Below are 18,692 nucleotides of genomic sequence, written 5' to 3'. Positions count from 1 at the left end.
TCATCTGAAACACGATATTCCTTACTACGTCCATTGAGCACCAGACTGGTGGTCGATTTCGACACACCAGCCAGTTTGGCAATATCGTTGATGGTAATACGTTTATTGTTTTTCACAGATTAATGTTATTCACCGAGTGAATCTGTCGCCTTGAAAGATAGTTCATTCTAACATGGGCGAAGACAACAGCCAGTGTTGCACACGCAGTTCGGCACTTCCGCTGAAAATGGCATGTGGCGGTACTGTCGGGAAGACACTCGACGTCATTACCGCTTCCCCCTGATTGATAAAAATCTCTATGCTGCACCGATCGCAAAGTAACTGTAATTGTTGCAATTGACCGCGCCAGTAACGGAACTCCCGCAATCCGGTGCGCAGATTATTGCGGCTTAAAGTTAAGCGCGCACCATCCCATTCCAACAGCAGCGTATTGCCTAATTCGAGGGTAAAAGGCGTGCTAACGTGGATTATCATTTCGGCGCTGCTGATAGGCAGAGCAGGGGCGTTGTGAGCACGGCCTTGCCACTGGGAATACTCAAGCCGCAGCATGGCTAATTCGCGCGCCGGTTGCTGAATCAGTTTGTCGCCATTAAGACTCAACTCGCGCGGGCAAGTCATGGTGTGGATCCACCCATACGCCACCGTCGGCTGGTACAATTCATCTTCATCCGGAATGCCCATCCAGCCGAATAATAAGCGGCGGCCATCTGCGGCCAGCGTGGTTTGCGGCGCGTAGAATTCAAAGCCAGCATCCAGCTCGTGAAAGTCCTGATGATTGAAGGTGGCGTGGGCATAATCTAATTTACCCAGTAAATAGCCTGCCTGAAAGGTATTACGATAGCGTTCAGTTTCGGCTGGTATACCCTGTGGGCAGAAAATCAAAACGTCTTTATCTGCCAGGGTAAACAGGTCGGGGCATTCCCACATATAGCCAAAAGGCCCAAGCCCCCCCAGACCAGAGCCAGCTATCTCACCGAGGTTATGCCATTCGCGTAAATCATCAGAGCGCAACAGTAACACCTTGCCTTGCAGTTGCTTATCTTGAGCACCCAACACCATGTACCACTGGCCGTCGTGCTGCCAAACTTTAGGATCACGCACATGCCCGGTATAGCCCGCAGGCAAGGGGAGCACCGGCCCTAATTTATCGAACTCGCCCCGTTCGTTTTCCTGTGCCAGGCATTGAAATGCGGTACGGGAGCCATCGGGGTATTTCACATTTCCGGTGTAAATCAGGGTGATAAGGTCGTCAGCAATCACCGCCGAACCGGAGTAACACCCATGGCTTTCATAGGTTTCGCTCGGCACCAAGGCCACCGGTTGATGTTCCCAGTGGACCAAATCAGTGCTGCGCCAGTGGCCCCAATATTTACTGCCATGGCGGCAATCCAGCGGGTTCCATTGATAAAACAGATGATAATAGCCAGCATGGTAAATAAACCCATTGGGGTCATTCAGCAACCCGACACAGGGAGCTAAGTGCCAGCCCGGCCGGTGTGGGTCTTGCAATGCGCGGCCCTGACCGCGCATCACTGCCAGCGTAAGATGTTTAAGCAAACTGGCTTCTTGCATTATTCGCTGTCCGTTTTGTATTTAAGTAGCAAGGAAATAATAAATGCAGCACCAAAGGCAATCACCAAGCCAATCAGATAGTTAACAATCGAATTGCCTTGCACGATGGCGATGCCGGGGATACCGGTCAAACCCACCGCGGTCATATTGACATGATTGGCCACCACCCATGCGCCACCGAGTGCTCCGCCCGCCAGTGCTGCCAGGAAGGGTTTGATAAAGCGCAGGTTAATCCCGAAAATAGCCGCTTCAGTTATCCCCAGCATGGCGGAAAATGCCGAGGGGATCACAATGGCTTTAATTTTGGCATCGCGGGTTTTAAAATAGACCGCCAGACAAGCGCCACCTTGTGCAACATTCGCCATCGACCAGATAGGTAGCAGGAAGTTAACGCCGATATTAGGATTACCCAATAAACCCGCTTCGATGGCATGGAAGCTATGGTGGATACCGGTTATCACGATAACGGAATACAACCCACCAAATAACAATCCGGCCAGCCAACCGGCATGGGTAATCAGAGTGCTGAGCACCAGTGAAATCCCATCACCCAGCACGCGCCCGGCAGGGCCAATAAACAGCAGCGCAACAAATCCGGTAATAATGACGGTTAAAAACGGCGTGAGGATCAAGTCCAGCGCATCGGGGATAATCTTGCGCAGGCGCTTCTCCAAGATGCTCATAAACCACACGGCGAGCAGGACGGGGAATACCGTGCCCTGATAGCCAATCATCGCCACCTCCATCCCGAAGAAATTCATGGTATGGAAACCGCCAGCCACTCCCCAGGCATTGGTCAGTGCCGGATGGGTCAGAATGCCGCCCAGCGTGGCCCCTAAATAAGGGTTACCACCAAACTCTTTGGCGGCAGTAAAACCAATCAAAATCGGTAAAATAATAAAAGCAGCGGAGCTGAACATATCCAGCATGATAAACAGCGCGCTGTTGGCATCGGCCCAGCCATAGGTTTTCACCATGCCGAGCAAACCCATCAACAAACCGGAGGCCACAATCGCCGGAATGATGGGCACAAAAATATTTGAGAGTAGCCGGGCAATGCGCTGGAATGGGTTTAGCTTACGGGCAGCCGCATCGGCCGCTTCTGATTTACTGGATTCGCTAATCCCCGCCACTTTAATAAATTCGGCGTAAACTTTATTCACCAGTCCGGTGCCGAAAATAATCTGTAATTGCCCTGCATTGCTAAAACAGCCTTTAACGCCTTCGACTTTCTCTACCGCTGATTTCTGTACCAGCGAGTCATCAGCCAACACCAAACGCAGGCGCGTCGCACAGTGCGCTGCGCTGACAATATTATCTTTACCGCCGAGCAATGGGAGTAGAGCCTTTGCGGTCTCATTAATATTCATTATATCCCTCGCATATAAATTAGGTTACCCGCCGTGGCAGCCAATCCCCTGCCGACGGCGGGGAATGATCAGAACCAGGTTTCCATCTGGATACCAAAGTTCCATTGACCGCCGGCGGCAAAATCATTTTTACCGAAGGCATCATCCTTGGCGTAGTTATCCAGATCTTGACTCCAGTCCATGTAGGTCGCGAAGACGCGTATTTCTGGGCGGCTGAAGAAGTTACTGATATCGCCCGCTTTAAAGGTCGGGGCAAAGGTCAGTTTATAGAAGCCGCCGCTGACTTTGTGATAATCCTTATACCCTTGCGGGTCGAGATTCATATATTGATAACTGCCTTCATACGCCAAAGCAAAGTTTTCGGTTATTTCCTGAATCAGGCGGGCATTAAAGGTCACCCACTTATAACTATCGCCCTCGACATATCGGTCTTTACTTTGCTGTGCCAATATGGCGGGTGCGAGGCTCCAGTTCTTGCTCAGCGCGGTGGTACCGTAAGAAGCCAGACGCCAGGTATCTGCACCGCTGGTCAAGTTGCCATCGGAGCCAATAGATTTCACTTCAGCACCCAGGCCGTGGCCATATAACAAGGCAGTTTTGGATGTCCCCTCCCGTAGCCCATAGAAACTGTCGCCGTGGTAGGCCACCATGCTGTGAATACCTTTATCTGCCGCGTGAGTATTCACCGTTTCGCCGCTATTCTGGCGTGCTTCATTATCTTTAGCGCGCAGGCCACTCAGCATCCACTGGAATGAGCCGTTGTTCTGGGTGGAGACATAGTTATTGGTGGTGAAAATATAGCTTTGAATATCGCTATTAACATTCTCTATTTCGCCGTAATTACGGCCATAGAGGGAGAAGTTACTCTTCAGGTTATCAGTCCATTTGATGTCATAAATACCGCCACCGGTACCGGCCAGGAATACCACGTCGGAATCCAGCCAATGAATATCAAAGTTATCGCGATCAAAGCGCTTACCGGCCCACAGGGTACTGTCTTTGAAAATACCATTGAAGGTGGGAAGGGTACCCAATTCGACGAAAGCCTGACGGACATTCAGGTCGCTGCTGTCAGCTGTCCAGTCGTTATAACTGCGTTGACCATCAGCCAGCATCACTTTGTAGCGAGTGGTCGCGCCGTTATCCAACTTCTGTTTTTTCTCCAAATTCACTTCAACATAGGTATCGGGTTCATTACCTAAACGGCCAATCGCCCCACCGGTACTGCCGGCCGGAGAAACATATGGGCCACCTTGAGTGCCGGTGCCAGAAGAGTTCATCAATAAACCGGATCGTGCATAACCGTGGAACTCAAAGCCATTGTCGCTTTGTGTTTTGCTTTCTAATTTCTCAGTGCGTTTGGCAACTTGAACGGTTTTTTCTTCTGCTTGAAGGGTACGAGCTTCGAGTTTTTGTGCTTGTTTTTCTGCAATTTCGGCGCGGGTTTCTGCATTTTTTGCCCGTTGTTCTGCTTGCTGCAATCGCTGTTCTAAAGCATTAAGGCGGGCTTCGATATCTACATTTGATGAGGCTGCTGAGGCGGAGGTCGCTGCACAAGAAAGAATAAGTCCTATTGATACAGCAAGATAGCTTGGTTTTATCATCATTTTTATATCACTCGGTATGTGATTGATTGTATTTATGCTAAACAGCTAAACCGGTTTTTCATGGTTAACATACGGGCGATCACCAGGGATTAGCAAAACATTTTGCTAACCCGATTCAGCTATTGTGATCTGCACTGCAAATTGAGTGGTGTGGTGAGGGAATCGAGCGATGAAAGGGGTATCGGTCAGTGTTAAGCCGCTAAGATCATTGCCATGAACGGGGTGTTTAGCAAAGCGAGCTGAGCAGGAAAAGAAACCGGATGCCAACGCAGGGCATCCGGCAGGCGGGGCCGCGGTTAGTGGTTGCGTTGCAGAAAATGCGCCAATTCCTGCGCATTCGGTAGGGCGGTCATTGCCCCTTTGGCGCTGGTAGCTAGGGCACCGCAAGCCTGTGCTTGATCGATAGCCGCACTTAAATCCTGGCTTTGTTGCCAGTGGGGTTGTTGCGACAAGGCTGCCAGCAACCCGGCCACAAATGCATCTCCGGCCCCCGTGGTGTCTATCGGGGTGATTTTCCGGCTGGCATATTTTTGCAACTTTCTACGGTTATGCACCCAAACGCCCTCTGCACCCAATGTCACCAGCAATAATTTACAGGAATAGTCAGCCATAACCTGCTCCATAGCTGTCGCGATATCCTGCTGTGGGCAGATAAAATCCAATTCTTCCAGTGACAGTTTTACCACATCGGCTAACTGCAATGCTTGCTGTAAACAGGGCAGTAACTCGTGCGGTTGACGCCAAATATCAGCACGAATATTGGGATCAAAACTGACCCAACCCCCGTCAGCTTTGATGCGGTGCATCGCCTCAAATGCGGTGCTGCGGCTGGGTTCCTGGCTCAATGCAATGGAGCACAGATGCAGCCATTGATTGGGTTTAAATTCAGGTAAGTCATCAGGTTGCAGAAATAAATCAGCACTTGGCATTACCATAAATGTAAATGTGCGTTCGCCGTGTTGATCCAAATCCACTACCACTGTTGATGTTCGGTGGTCAGGGTCCAATCTCATTGCGCGGGTATCAACATTTTCCTGCTGTAATACCTGCTGCATAAAACGGCCAAAGCTGTCTTGCCCAACCCGACCAATAAATGCACTTTTACCGCCCAATCTGGCAATGCCCACCGCGACATTGGCGGGTGCACCCCCTGGGCATTTAAGGTAACTATTTGAATTTTCAGGAACAAGGTCAATAACAGCATCGCCTAAAACCCAAATGGTATTCTCCATGATAAACCCCTATTTTCTTCAATCCTATTTGCTGCTAAAAGTAGAAGAATCGGTTTAGCAAAGCAATAAAATAATCCACAATCCAATAAAAACAGTGAATGGTACGATGAAAAAAGAATTTATCGCCACACCGCAGACAATGATTCAATTTCTCAAAAGATATGGATTATCATTAGCGTTCACTTTTTCCTAAAGGACATTTCATGCTCGGTCGCATTGTTAGCCGGTTTTTATCATTAGTCGCTGTGTGTTTGGCGATAACAGCATCATTTTCTGTTTTAGCTGAGCCGATCGTGGTGACAGATGTTGCCGGCCGGCAGGTGACGTTAGCTCAGCCCGCGTCGCGAGTGATATTAGCAGATGCCAGGGCATTGATGGCATTGAACATTCTTCATCCACAAACACCGCTAAAAGGTATTATCGCCTGGGATAACTCACTGAAAGTGAAAGCGGCGGATCTGGTTGAAGCTTATGCCAAAAAATTCCCGGAAGTGAATCAGATCCCGATGTTTGATAACCCCTATGTCACTGATTTCAGTGTCGAACGGGCGGTATCAATGCAGCCGGATTTAATCATTTTTGATACTGGATTACTGGCTAAGCTTAAAGCCAGTGGTGTATTGGCGCAGTTGGATAAATCGGGTGTTCCGGTGCTGTTTATTGATTTCCGCCAACAACCGTTAACCAACACGGTTCCCAGTATGCAACTGCTCGGAAAAGTGTTTAACGAAGAAAAAAATGCTGAAGATTTCATACAGTTCTATCAGCAACGACTTGCTCTGGTTCGTCAACGAGTCGCCACTCTTAAACCTGAACAGCGCCCAAGTGTTTTCATTGAGCGCCACGCGGGTATGACGGGTGATGAGTGTTGTTCGACTTTTGGCAAAGGCAGTTTTGGGCAATTCATTGCCGAGGCTGGTGGGAATAACATCGGCAGCCAACTGTTCCCGGAAATGGGCGGTGAGATTAACGTTGAGCAACTTATTAGCAGCAATCCTGACTTTTATTTAATGACTGGTGCTGACTGGAGTCGAGGCCATAAGGGCTCAGTAGCCGTTCCTCTAGGCTATAACACTGATACCGCAACGACACAGGAAAAATTGACCCATCTGATGGGGCGAACCGGCATCAGTATATTGAAATCCGTGCAGGATAAGAAAGTAATGGCGGTTTATCACCAGTTTTACGATAGTCCGCTTAATGTGGTCGCTGTAGAAGCTATTGCCAAATTCCTTCATCCAGAATTATTTGCTGATTTGGACCCACAGGCGGATTTGGAAATGATTCATCAAAAATATACTGCTATAGATTATAGCGGCGTGTTTTGGGTCACCGCCCTGCGCCCTTGACGCCGCAGCGTTGTTAGCGGCACTCGTTACTCGGCCCCTCCCTGGGCCTCACCTCGTTGAGGCCGCTGCAAGCAGCGTTCAAATCTGCTCCCAGCAGATTTGTCACCCGAATCACTTACTTATGTAAGCTCATCGGGATTAATGAGCCTCGTCCCTGAGGCTCCCCCTTCGGGCAGCATAAATGCTGTTCAAATCGGTTCCCGACCGATTTGTTATTCGTTTGCTGCCTAGCTGCAACGCCAATAGCTTTGGGCAGTCAAACAGCTGGCACCCTTGACGCCGCAGCGTGCTGCAATAACTCACGGTAAGTTATTGCAGCATTCACTACTACACTTAACCCACTTATTCTAAATGGTTTTTATTCCCCTCTTTCTGTTTTAGCAGCAAGAAATAATTCGTCTATTGGCGATAAAATTGATTTACTTGGGAAAAGTAATCATTAAGATTAGCGTTTCTAAAAAACACGTTTAGACACAACCTTTTCGCAATAGGTCCATAATGTTAACGTTTTCCCGTCTGTCCCTGTTGGCCGCCTCCGTCGCGCTGGCATTACCCGCTTTTGCCGCAGAGAAATCCTCTCCGTCAGTGGCTGATAACTCAGCCGAAACTAAAACGAATAAAAGTGACACACTCTCAGTGGTCGGTAACTGGCTTGATAATACGGATAACAGCACTGTTGTGTTGAATCACCCCGGTGCGCGCACTATCGTGACCCAGCAACGTATTCACGAAAAGGGTGCTCAGACAGTGGGGGATTCACTGCGTGGGATTCCAGGGGTTCAAGTGCGTGAAAGTAATGGCACGGGCGGCAGTGATATTTCGCTCAATGTAGGGGTTCGCGGCTTAACCTCTCGCTTATCTCCGCGCTCAACTATCCTGATGGACGGTATCCCGCTGGCAGTAGCACCTTATGGGCAGCCACAGTTATCAATGGCTCCACTTTCTATTGGTAACCTACAATCTATTGATGTTATTCGTGGCGGGGGCGCGGTACGTTATGGGCCGCAAAATGTGGGTGGAATAATTAACTTTAACACCAAAGCTATCCCAGATGATTTCAGTGGTGCCGTTAGCGCACAAACGCAGGGCGCTAGTCATGGCGGTTTAAAAACCTTGAGCAGCGCATCATTAGGCGGCACGGCAGATAATGGTTTTGGCGCGGCATTGCTCTATTCAGGTCTGCATGGTCAGGGGTATCGTGACAATAACGACAATACTGATATCGACGATTTTATGCTGAAAACCCGTTATCAGTTCACCGAACATGACGAATTGCAGGCCAATTTTCATTATTATGAAGCACATGCTGGCATGCCGGGTGGGTTAACCAGTGCACAATATGCCCAGAATCCTTTCCAGTCGACGCGCCCTTATGACCAGTTTGATGGGCGTCGCCGTGATATGTCATTCAAATATATACATCAGGAAGATGACCGCCAATTTGAATTGCTGACATATTTCACTAAAAGCTTCCGCGGCAGCAATATTGAATCTGAAGGGACGGCGGCAAATCTGGGCAAGAAACGCATGGTTGCCTATCCACGTAATTACACCACTTATGCTATTGAGCCCAGCTATTCACAGCTATTTAGAATGGGCAGTAGCTCCCATGAAGTGACGTTAGGTTATCGATATCTAAATGAAACTATGGATGAGAAAGCTTATCGCTCCCCTTGGTATAACCCGGCGACAGTGACATCTACACCAGCCACACCACAGTATTACCAGCACACGTCAGGCGGCACCGAAGCGCATGCTGTCTATATTGACGATGCGATAAATCTGTCTGACTGGACCATCACCCCGGGCTTACGGTATGAGAATATCCGCACCAATGTGGACGATTCATTTGCCAATACCCGGCGTGAGATGCAATACAGCGAGCCATTACCATCACTTAACGTGATGTACCATGTGTCGGATGAATGGAAGTTGTTTGCTAATGCCAACACCTCCTTCGGCAGCATGCAATATTTCCAGCTTAGTCGTGGAGGGAATGGTAATGCGCCAGCACCGGGTCTGACAGCAGAAAAAGCGCATAGCTACGAAATGGGTACCCGTTTTGACGACACGATCATGACCGGTGAATTGACACTGTTCTATATTGATTTCGATAATCAGCTTCAATACATCAGTAATGATGTTGGCTGGACAAATCTGGGCGCGACGACTCATGAAGGTGTGGAACTGGCATTCAGCTATGATTTAAGCGAACTCAATTCAGTGTTGAACGGTGTAAGTGTTTACTCCAGCTATACCTATACCAAAGCAACCACCAAAAGTGGTGATTTCGCCGGTAAAGACTTACCTTTCTACTCACGTCAGGTCTATACCGTGGGCACTCGTTATGAAACCGGCAATTGGGTATGGAACCTGGATAGTTATGCACAATCTCAGCAGCAGTCACCGGGTTCTGGCCCACAGTATATTACGACAGAGAGTGCTGATGGCCAGTTTGGTACTATTCCAGGGTACATGGTATGGAATACCCGCGCTGAATATAATTTCGGACCGGCATGGTCTAATCTAACATTGGGCGCAGGGGTAAAAAACCTGTTTGATCAACGCTATTTCACGCGTTCCAATGATAACAACTCAGGTAAGTATGTCGGTGAGCCACGAACCTTCTTTGTGCAGGGGTCTGTTGCCTTCTAATGTAGTTGTTTAGGATAAACCCGGTGAATGAGTCATTTGCCGGGTTTATGCATTCTCCTCAACTGCTGTGCAGCGAACTTTTCTTTGCATGACTCACATCTAATATAAATGATAATCATTATTTATATTATCTTGTGTGAATAATCGTCTCTTGTTGACTTGTTCAACAAGGCAACTTCTGGTAAGCGATAGGCAAAATGTAGAGAGGAATAATAGAGTCAGTTATCATTTAATAATTAATTACTTTTTGAATGGAAAAATTAGAATGATTGGCTTAAATAGATGTTATCTACCAACAGATGAGCCAGAGATTTATTTTTTGTATATGGAATGACACGGTTTAATAACAGAATAAAAGTGAAATATAATACCGCAGTATTTAGCTCAACCATTCATGAGAAAATAAATAATTGAGCATAATGGTTAGTCATTTTATTAGGGTGAAGATTCAGCCTTTGATAGATTATCTTCGGCAAATGCGACCTTATTTCGCCCATCTTTTTTAGCCCGATAGAGTGCCTCATCTGCGGCTTTAAGTGAAGAGGCCAGATCATAAGATTGCAAAGGAGAAATGCCCGCGCTCAAGGTAACAGTTGTAGACACTTTATGGTTGAAAACATGTGGAATATCAAGCCCTAAAACCCGCTGTCTCACACGCTCAGCTAACTGGGTTGCATACTCTTCACTCACATGAGTCAATAACACTAAAAACTCTTCGCCACCGTAGCGCACCACGATATCGCGTGAGCGTACAGCATCACGAATGGCGGCAGCAACGCGCACTAATGCTTGGTCTCCCATGGTATGGCCATAGTTATCGTTATAGGCTTTAAAATGGTCAATATCGAGTAGCAGTACATAATGGTTGCCAGGAGACTGCGCTAATAATGTCTCAAGTTTATTCTCCAACCCACGGCGGTTATATAAACTGGTTAGTGGGTCTATCATGCTTAAATCACTGAACTTTTCTCTTTCATTATAAAGACGTGCAACAAGTTTTCGGGTGAAGTCGTCACTGCGACGCAGCATCAAATGATGCAAAGAGAAACCAATCAGGGGCAACATTAGGGTGAATATGATGCGGAAAATATTTTGAAAATCGTCCAGAAAAATAACAGTGAGCGCGGCGGGGGCGGTATGCAAACAAAAGGCGAGAAAGTTATCAGACAGCGCAATTGTGCTGATAAAGAAAATGGTGAACAAGCTGAGTAATAAGTAATTATTTTCATTTGTGCCCAGGTACTCATATTTAAGAATGATTTGCCAGGCCCAGAGAATCCCCATGATAATTGAAAATAAATTCAATTTATCTACATAATTCTTCGAAATAAAAATAAAATATGCTGCAACGCTGAGACTGATAACCGTGATCATGACGAGCGGTAATGTCACTGCTGGCGTTTCAGGAGAGGGTAATATCATACTGAAAATAGCGGACGACGCATTAAGAAATAGAAAAAGCAGTAAAGAGAGCCGATGCTTACTTTTCAGAAGCTGATCGTAGGAGTGGCTATTCATATTCAATTCACTCTGCATAATGGCGCGCTGTCAGTAGACAAATAAACAATATCCTCATGAAGCCCTTTTATTTAGGCGTCACGATAAATAGTTCTTTTAAGTAATTATTTTTGTTTGAAGCGTTTTAACATTGCTTTAGGAATTTTCTTAATCAAAATTACCATTTTTGTTTCAGCCTGTCATCATGATGTCGATCAACTAATCAATTTACTCATCTAAATCTGATATATCGATGGTATCAATGGCTCTGAGTCAGCCAAACAGCCGGCTTGATCGCGACAACTTCATGATGCAGACTTTTCCAGAATGGTATATGATATTGGTTATCATTATCACTTGAGTGGGCCGTTATTATGATTACAGCCAGATTCGCAGCTTACCGTTCGTGGGGGATAAGTGGTTTATTGAGTCGTGGGATGTCCAGTGGCTGGGGGATGTTACTGCCTTTTGCTTTGCTGCCAGTGCTCGGGTGGGCTGATATCACTGTGGGTCAATTGCGAGTGCTGATTGTGGTCGCGATGCTGGCGACGGTAAGTATGTTATATCATGCACGGTTGCGGCACTTTCTGTTGCTGCCATCTTGTCTGGCGCTTCTCGCGGGTTTGGTTGCAGTATTGATGCACAATGGAATTCATTGACGTGATGTATTAATACGATTGAGTTATAAAGAGGGGATTAAGTCGTGCTGACATTAGAAATCATCGTGGTGCGAAGGGAGGGACTTGAACCCTCACGTCCGTAAGAACACTAACACCTGAAGCTAGCGCGTCTACCAATTCCGCCACCATCGCCCAAATGATTTCTTACTACTTTACCTGTTATACTTCAAGCTGCATATTCGTTGGCTGTCTTTATTCACCCTAGTCACTTACCTATGTAAGCTCTTAGGGATTCACTCAGTTGCCGCCTTCCTGCAACTCGAATTATTTTGGGTATATCTTTTGAAGTGAGTAAAACTTCGGATTTATATCACCAGCTTGGTGCGAAGGGAGGGACTTGAACCCTCACGTCCGTAAGAACACTAACACCTGAAGCTAGCGCGTCTACCAATTCCGCCACCATCGCATGTGCTGTGTAATATAAATCTGTACTACGGGGCGAATTTTAGAGATTTTCGCGTTCAGGTCAATACTTATTTCCCCTCATTTGGGTGTTTGCTGTAAAAAGCATCATATGTTGATCAATTGATTTAATTACTGAAGTTTTCAGATTGCTGACAAACCTCAACAACTCGATCTTGCAAGGTGAGGACAGGTAGAAGAGTAAAGCGTCCGCGCCAGGGATGGCGCGGGTCGAGCCCCCAGGGATGGGTTTACGGCGTCTTTACGATCTGCCTGTTTTCACCGCTACAGGCACTTTGTCATTAACCTCAAGTTTTCTTTATTTTATGTTCTGTTGCCGAGCTCATCTGATTCGGGTGGGTAATGGGCGAATAGTTTAATTAGCCAATCAATGAGCACTCTCACTCTGGGAGCTAAAAAACGGCCCGGAGGGTACATAATAAATAGCGGCATCACCGGCGGCGGTGTGTGGGAGAGCACCTCAATCAATTCACCTTGTGCTAATTGGCCCTGGATGCCGGCAGTCGGTGCCTGAATCAATCCCAAACCTGCCATCCCCGCCGCAATATAAGCATCTGCGCCACTGACACTCAGGATACTGGGCAAAACGCGGTTTTCAATCTTCCCCTGACAAACAAACTCCAGCGGGTAATCGCGGTTATTTAACTGGGAGAAATAGCCCACGGATTGATGACCTGCCAAGTCATCGAGCGATATTGGAACACCGTATTTTTCCAAATAAGCCGGTGAGGCGCAGGTGATTTGTGGTTGCTGACCAATATTACGTGTAGCTAATTGTTCATCGTGCGGCAGCCAGGCCCGCAACACACAATCAACGCCCTCACGCAGCAAGTCGATGGTGCTGTCATTTGCGCCAAGAATCAATGTGATATGAGGATAGCGCTGATAGAAATCACTCAACGCCGGGATAACCACATTGCGAGCCAGTGAGTGTGGCATATCAATGCGAACCTTCCCTTCCGGTTGCAATCGCTGGTGGCTGAACAGCGAATCGGCCTCTTCAAATGCCGACAACAATTGCAGGCAACGGTGATAATACAGGGTGCCTTCGGCGGTGATATTCACTTGTCGGGTGGTGCGCACCAGTAAGCGCACACCTAAGCGCTGTTCTAATCGTTTTAAAGTGTGGCTGACCGTGGCCCGAGGTAATTGCAGTTTTTCTGCTGCCCGGCTGAAACTGCCCAACTCAACAATACGGACGAATATCCGCATGGCTTGTATCTGGTCCATAAATGCGTCCGCCCATTGTTGGTGTTTTTTGAACAGTGATGAGTGAACTGCATTATTTATCTTTCCTCGTGAAACAACCACACTTTCTTCCGACATCACTAATGGGGAGTATCGCAATGCAACAACGTCAATTAGGTTCGAATGGCCCGCAGGTTTCTGCATTAGGCCTTGGCTGCATGGGAATGAGTGATTTCTACTCCACTAATCAGGACGCTAACGAGTCCATTGCTACCCTACATCGGGCATTGGAGTTGGGGTCACGCTGTTGGATACCGCGGATATGTATGGCCCATTTACCAATGAAGAGTTAGTAGGGCGGGCGATTAAGGGCAAACGTGATCAGGTCTTTTTAGCCACGAAGTTTGGTATTGTGCGTGACCCAACTGATCCGACGGTGCGCGGTGTCAGCAGCCGGCCTGATTATATCCGCCAATCTGTTGACGGCAGCCTCAAGCGCTTGGGTGTTGATGTCATTGATCTTTATTACCAGCATCGGGGTGATCCGAGTGTGCCGGTGGAGGATGTCATCGGGACGTTGGCTGATTTGGTCACCGCCGGTAAAATTCGCTATATCGGCTTGAGTGAAGTATCGGCAGCAACATTGGAGAAAGCCCATCAGGTGCACCCGATTACTGCGGTGCAGAGTGAATACTCACTGTGGACGCGAGATGTGGAAACTTCCATTCTGGCAACCTGCCAACGATTAGGTGTCGGGTTTGTGGCTTATAGCCCATTAGGGCGCGGTTTTCTGACGGGGGCGATACGCAGCCCGGATGATTTGGCCGCTGATGATTTCCGCCGTAATAACCCACGTTTTCAGGGTGATAACTTTGCTCTGAATCTGGCACTGGCCGATATAGTGACAAAAATGGCGCAAGATAAAGGCGTTAAACCCTCTCAATTAGCTTTAGCTTGGGTGCTGGCGCAGGGGGAATATATCGTGCCAATCCCGGGAACCAAGCGGCGCGCTTATTTGGAGGAGAATCTGGGGGCATTGGATGTGGTGCTCAGCGCGCAAGAGTTGGCTGCACTGGATGCGGTATTCCCCTTCCATGCCGCAGCAGGTGAACGCTACGGCGCGGAAGGGATGGTTTATCTTAACGCTTAATATTAGTGACTGATAATATTAGCGTTTTTTCTTGGGATCCCGTGGCGGACGCCCGACAGTTGCCTGATAGACCTTAAAGCGACCATTCTGCGCCAGCACTTCATGGCTGCCAAATGCGGCATCCAGCAGCGCAGGATAAGGCAAGAAGGAGTTCGCCACGATACGCAATTTGCCACCCACATGCAGGTGCGCGGTAGCACCTCGGATCAGCATCTCAGCCGCAGTCAGGCTGGTTTGAATCCCATCATGGAAAGGTGGGTTTGAAATAATCATCTCGAAACGGCCTTTAATGTCAGAGTAGACATTGCTGGCAATCACTTGCGCCTCGATATTATTTGCCGCCAATGTTGCCCGGCTGGCTTCAATTGCCGCGGCGCTCACATCACTCAAGGTCCATTTGATCTTTGGCGATTGTTGCGCCAAAACACAGGCCAGTACACCAGCGCCACAACCGACATCCAGTACACTACCTTTAAACGGCTCGCTGAAAGTGGATAGTAGCAGATGGCTGCCAGAATCCAGCGAATCGCGGCTGAATACGCCCGGTAGGGTTTTTACGATGACATCGCCCACCTGATAGCTTTCCCACCAGGCATCGGCATCAAATTCCGGCTGTTTATCCAGGCGACCATGATAGAGGCCGCAACGGCGGGCGCTATCAATTTTGGTTAATTGCGCAAACTCTGACAGCATTTCCTCTGCACTGCGCACACCACTGCGGTTTTCACCTACAACAAAAACATCACAACCGACGGGTAGCAAAGACAGCAGATTGGCCAGTTGGAACTGGGCTTCCTGTTTGCTTTTTGGCCAGTAATAAACCAGCGTATCGCAGGCGGCGACTGTTTCAGGTGTGGCCACAAGACCGAATTGAACATTCTCGTCCAGCGTATTGTTCAGTAATTGCCAGTGGTGATATTGATTGGTGTGAACCCGTATCCCGGCTGCATCAAATTGCGCTGGCAGCGCATCTTGTAAATCACCGGCAAACAACACGTGGCGGGCTATAAATTCATCACTATGGCGCAGTATCACTTCACTGGCTGGGGTTAATGCAGACATCAGTCTTTGGCTCCTTAAGAATATGATCGGGGATTATAGAGGTTTGTTGGCCCAACCTCTATTTTTGTATTTTTTATACAGAACAACAAAGTGCGACAAAATGTTGCTTTTTGTGGTGTTATGCATCACTCTTTAGTGGGCATAGTTATAGTGTGAAGAGGAGTAAAACAATGGCGATTAGTATTCGTCTGGATGAGGATTTTGTCACCGACGTTAAAATTCATGCAGAGGCATCGAGTCGCAGTGTGCCAAAACAAATTGAGCACTGGGCAAAAATCGGCCGTATTGCCGAGGAGAACCCTGATTTGCCTTACAGCTTTATTTTGGAAACTTTGCTGGCAAAAAGTGAAGTCGACAACAAAAAGGTATCACGTTATGTCAGAAGAACGCAGCGAACATAAGATTGATGTTTATGAGAGTAGCCGTTTTTCTAAAGCACTTGGCAGGCTTTCCGAGCAGCAACTGATTATTGTTGAAGATGAGATAGAACGTATTATAGCCAACCCGGGAGTGGGTGAATTAAAGAAAGGTGACCTGAGCTATCTTCGGGTACATAAGTTTCAACTCAATAACCAGTTAACAATGCTCGGTTACAGTTGGATTGAGCAGAAAATTGAATTGCATCTGTTAAGTCTTAGCTCTCATGAGAATTTTTATCAGGAACAGAAGCGATTACGCCAAACTGACCTAAAGCTGATCAGTTAAATTCCACCAATATGCTAAGTATATTTATTGGTAGCTCCTATAAATAGAGGTTTGTTGGCGCATGTTCGATGGGTTTGCTAGCATAGCGTCGAAATACGGGTCGCTTTGACAGGAAAGGGCATGGCATCAAGACGAGACTTACTGCTACAACAGCTGGGTATTACACAGTGGACATTGCGCCGCCCGGCCGTCTTGCAGGGCGAAATTGCTCTACGTTTGCCCGACGATACCCGCCTGTTGATTGTCGCAGACCCGCTTCCCGAGCAGGATGACCCGCTGTTGTGCGATGTGCTACACAGCCTCGGGCTCACTCCCCGGCAAGTTTATATGCTGACGCCGGAAAGGGTGGCAATGTTACCCGGAGAGACACAGTGCAACAGTTGGCGATTGGGCATCAGTGAACCGCTTGCGGTTGCGGGTGCGCAGTTATACAGCCCGGCCCTGACCGGACTTTATCAAGACGCGAGCGCTAAGCGCGCACTTTGGCAGCAGATTTGTCATCATGAAGCAGATTTCTATCCTGACGCCAGCCGATCTGGCCACAGCGTACCAAATTGAGCAAGCCAGCCATGCTTTTCCGTGGACGGAAAAAACCTTAGCCAGCAATCAAGGTGAGCGCTACCTCAATTTCAAGCTGAATGTTGGGGATCAAATGGCCGGTTTTGCCATTACCCAAATTGTATTGGATGAAGCAACGTTATTTAATATTGCTATTGATCCACAGTATCAGCGCCAAGGGTGTGGCCGTTTACTGCTCGAGCATGTCATTACAGAATTGGAAAAACGCCATATCGTCACCCTTTGGCTTGAAGTTCGAGCCTCCAATGCACGTGCAATCGCGTTATACGAAAGCCTGGGGTTCAACGAGGTTTCTGTGCGCAGCAACTATTATCCCAGTGCCGATGACCGTGAAGACGCCATTATGATGGCATTACCGATGGGGTAGCCCCTTTTTGCCGATTTTCTGTCTTGAATAACGACTGTTTGTCTTGAAAAAATTGTCTATCCCGCATAAATCAGGGAAAATACCGCGCTATAACCACTTATACCCAAAAGTGATAGGAATCGCTGCTGATAACGCAGTTTTTCAAGTAAAAGGGTATAGCGCCATAATCAATGCCTTGCTTTGCTTGGGCCATGCATCAATCGGATGTGAGGCCCAGAGCAGGGCGGCCTAAAAGTAGAAATTTCAAATTATGTCTCCAAGTGAATACGCACTGGAAGTCGCAAAAAGACGTACTTTCGCGATAATTTCCCACCCCGATGCCGGTAAAACCACCATTACCGAAAAAGTGTTGCTGTTCGGCAACGCCATTCAGACCGCCGGTACAGTAAAAGGCCGTGGCTCAAGCCACCATGCCAAATCTGACTGGATGGAAATGGAAAAGCAACGTGGTATCTCCATCACCACTTCCGTGATGCAGTTCCCCTATGGCGGTTGTCTGGTCAACTTGCTTGATACCCCGGGGCATGAAGACTTCTCCGAAGATACCTACCGTACACTGACCGCCGTTGACTGCTGTTTGATGGTGATTGATGCGGCTAAAGGGGTTGAAGATCGCACGCGCAAGCTGATGGAAGTTACCCGTCTGCGTGATACGCCGATCCTGACCTTTATGAACAAACTGGACCGCGATATTCGTGACCCAATGGAAGTGCTGGATGAAGTAGAGCGCGAGCTGAAAATTGCTTGTTCTCCTATCACCTGGCCGATTGGTTGCGGCAAGTTGTTTAAAGGGGTTTACCACCTTTATAAAGATGAAACTTACCTGTATCAGACCGGTAAAGGTCACACCATTCAGGAAGTGCGCATTGTTAAAGGGCTGAATAACCCGGATCTGGATGTTGCTGTGGGTGAAGACTTGGCTAAACAGTTCCGCCAAGAGCTGGAGCTGGTCCAGGGGGCGTCTCACGAGTTTGATCATGATGCTTTCTTGTCTGGGGATTTAACGCCGGTATTCTTCGGTACTGCATTGGGTAACTTTGGTGTTGACCATATGCTGGATGGCTTGGTCGAGTGGGCACCTGCGCCAATGCCACGTAAAACCGACACCCGTGAAGTCGTGGCGGCCGAGGAGAAATTCACCGGTTTTGTCTTTAAAATTCAGGCCAATATGGACCCGAAACACCGTGACCGTGTCGCTTTCTTACGGGTGGTTTCTGGCCGCTTTGAAAAAGGCATGAAACTGCGTCAGGTGCGTA

At 48.0% G+C, this 18,692-nt stretch carries 16 protein-coding genes, 2 tRNA genes and 1 pseudogene; 9 read left to right on the top strand and 10 right to left on the bottom strand.

The genetic code is table 11. The features are described 5' to 3' along the window. The 5 genes from ACNSO8_RS12765 to ACNSO8_RS12745 form a co-directional block, all read right to left on the bottom strand. A partial coding sequence (locus ACNSO8_RS12765; protein WP_418394762.1) for a LacI family DNA-binding transcriptional regulator occupies positions 1 to 116 on the bottom strand: 116 nt, incomplete at its 3' end. A gap of 46 nt (positions 117 to 162) precedes the next feature. Then, positions 163 to 1,572 carry a glycoside hydrolase family 32 protein gene (locus ACNSO8_RS12760; protein ID WP_418394822.1) on the bottom strand — a complete coding sequence of 470 codons (1,410 nt, stop codon included), beginning with the start codon at positions 1,570 to 1,572 and terminating at the stop codon, positions 163 to 165. Continuing rightward, complete coding sequence (locus ACNSO8_RS12755; RefSeq protein ID WP_050075792.1) at positions 1,572 to 2,942, bottom strand: sucrose-specific PTS transporter subunit IIBC; 1,371 nt, start codon at positions 2,940 to 2,942, stop codon at positions 1,572 to 1,574. Before ACNSO8_RS12755 ends, ACNSO8_RS12760 begins: the two co-directional genes overlap by 1 nt. Before the next feature lie 68 nt (positions 2,943 to 3,010). Then, positions 3,011 to 4,549: a carbohydrate porin gene (locus tag ACNSO8_RS12750; protein ID WP_418394821.1), complete on the bottom strand. Its 1,539-nt coding sequence runs from the start codon at positions 4,547 to 4,549 to the stop codon at positions 3,011 to 3,013. A gap of 296 nt (positions 4,550 to 4,845) precedes the next feature. After that, the gene (locus ACNSO8_RS12745; RefSeq protein ID WP_418394820.1) at positions 4,846 to 5,781 is read right to left on the bottom strand and encodes an aminoimidazole riboside kinase; all 936 of its coding nucleotides are present in this window, start codon (positions 5,779 to 5,781) and stop codon (positions 4,846 to 4,848) included. A 203-nt stretch (positions 5,782 to 5,984) separates the two neighbouring features. Here ACNSO8_RS12745 and ACNSO8_RS12740 point away from each other — a divergent pair, with 203 nt between their 5' ends. Together ACNSO8_RS12740 and ACNSO8_RS12735 are read left to right on the top strand one after the other, a co-directional pair. Next, a complete protein-coding gene (locus ACNSO8_RS12740; RefSeq protein WP_418394819.1) occupies positions 5,985 to 7,130 on the top strand; it encodes an ABC transporter substrate-binding protein in 1,146 nt (381 codons plus the stop codon). A gap of 498 nt (positions 7,131 to 7,628) precedes the next feature. Beyond that, positions 7,629 to 9,785, top strand: a complete 2,157-nt coding sequence (locus tag ACNSO8_RS12735; protein ID WP_418394818.1) for a TonB-dependent receptor family protein — start codon at positions 7,629 to 7,631, stop codon at positions 9,783 to 9,785. Between the two features lie 435 nt (positions 9,786 to 10,220). On the opposite strand, the gene ACNSO8_RS12730 is transcribed toward ACNSO8_RS12735, so the two are convergent. Then, complete coding sequence (locus ACNSO8_RS12730; RefSeq protein WP_418394817.1) at positions 10,221 to 11,321, bottom strand: GGDEF domain-containing protein; 1,101 nt, start codon at positions 11,319 to 11,321, stop codon at positions 10,221 to 10,223. Positions 11,322 to 11,656: 335 nt separating this feature from the next. Here ACNSO8_RS12730 and ACNSO8_RS12725 point away from each other — a divergent pair, with 335 nt between their 5' ends. Further along, complete coding sequence (locus ACNSO8_RS12725) at positions 11,657 to 11,941, top strand: DUF1435 domain-containing protein (RefSeq protein WP_418394816.1); 285 nt, start codon at positions 11,657 to 11,659, stop codon at positions 11,939 to 11,941. A gap of 66 nt (positions 11,942 to 12,007) precedes the next feature. On the opposite strand, the gene ACNSO8_RS12720 is transcribed toward ACNSO8_RS12725, so the two are convergent. The 3 genes from ACNSO8_RS12720 to ACNSO8_RS12710 all read right to left on the bottom strand — a co-directional run bounded on the left by ACNSO8_RS12720 (position 12,008) and on the right by ACNSO8_RS12710 (position 13,615). Next, positions 12,008 to 12,094 (bottom strand) — tRNA-Leu (locus ACNSO8_RS12720). A gap of 187 nt (positions 12,095 to 12,281) precedes the next feature. Further along, positions 12,282 to 12,368: transfer RNA gene (locus tag ACNSO8_RS12715), tRNA-Leu, on the bottom strand. A 320-nt stretch (positions 12,369 to 12,688) separates the two neighbouring features. Further along, positions 12,689 to 13,615: a LysR family transcriptional regulator gene (locus tag ACNSO8_RS12710; RefSeq protein WP_418394815.1), complete on the bottom strand. Its 927-nt coding sequence runs from the start codon at positions 13,613 to 13,615 to the stop codon at positions 12,689 to 12,691. A gap of 116 nt (positions 13,616 to 13,731) precedes the next feature. Between ACNSO8_RS12710 and ACNSO8_RS12705 the strand changes: the two are divergent. Next, positions 13,732 to 14,723, top strand: a pseudogene (locus tag ACNSO8_RS12705) (aldo/keto reductase). Between the two features lie 18 nt (positions 14,724 to 14,741). Here the strand turns inward: ACNSO8_RS12705 and rsmC are convergent. After that, a complete protein-coding gene (gene rsmC / locus ACNSO8_RS12700; protein WP_418394814.1) occupies positions 14,742 to 15,785 on the bottom strand; it encodes a 16S rRNA (guanine(1207)-N(2))-methyltransferase RsmC in 1,044 nt (347 codons plus the stop codon). A 170-nt stretch (positions 15,786 to 15,955) separates the two neighbouring features. On the opposite strand from rsmC, the gene ACNSO8_RS12695 reads away from it, so the two are divergent. From ACNSO8_RS12695 to prfC, 5 genes are all read left to right on the top strand, one after another. Next, positions 15,956 to 16,186 (top strand): TA system antitoxin ParD family protein, encoded by a 231-nt coding sequence (locus ACNSO8_RS12695; RefSeq protein ID WP_418394813.1) that lies wholly within the window; start codon positions 15,956 to 15,958, stop codon positions 16,184 to 16,186. Continuing rightward, positions 16,161 to 16,490, top strand: coding sequence for a type II toxin-antitoxin system RelE/ParE family toxin (locus ACNSO8_RS12690; protein ID WP_418394812.1), 330 nt, complete (start codon positions 16,161 to 16,163; stop codon positions 16,488 to 16,490). The genes ACNSO8_RS12695 and ACNSO8_RS12690 overlap by 26 nt, the downstream gene beginning before the upstream one ends. Before the next feature lie 120 nt (positions 16,491 to 16,610). Next, complete coding sequence (locus ACNSO8_RS12685; protein ID WP_418394811.1) at positions 16,611 to 17,048, top strand: DNA polymerase III subunit psi; 438 nt, start codon at positions 16,611 to 16,613, stop codon at positions 17,046 to 17,048. After that, entirely contained in the window at positions 16,993 to 17,436 is a 444-nt protein-coding gene (gene rimI, locus ACNSO8_RS12680) for a ribosomal protein S18-alanine N-acetyltransferase (protein ID WP_418394810.1), read from the top strand. Before ACNSO8_RS12685 ends, rimI begins: the two co-directional genes overlap by 56 nt. A gap of 250 nt (positions 17,437 to 17,686) precedes the next feature. Further along, positions 17,687 to 18,692: peptide chain release factor 3 (gene prfC, locus ACNSO8_RS12675; protein WP_418394758.1), on the top strand; the 1,006-nt coding region annotated here is incomplete at its 3' end.

It is taken from the genome of Yersinia sp. LJYL362 (assembly GCF_048323875.1).
Note: the sequence above shows the minus strand (reverse complement) of the source record. Positions and strands in the feature narration are given on the sequence as shown.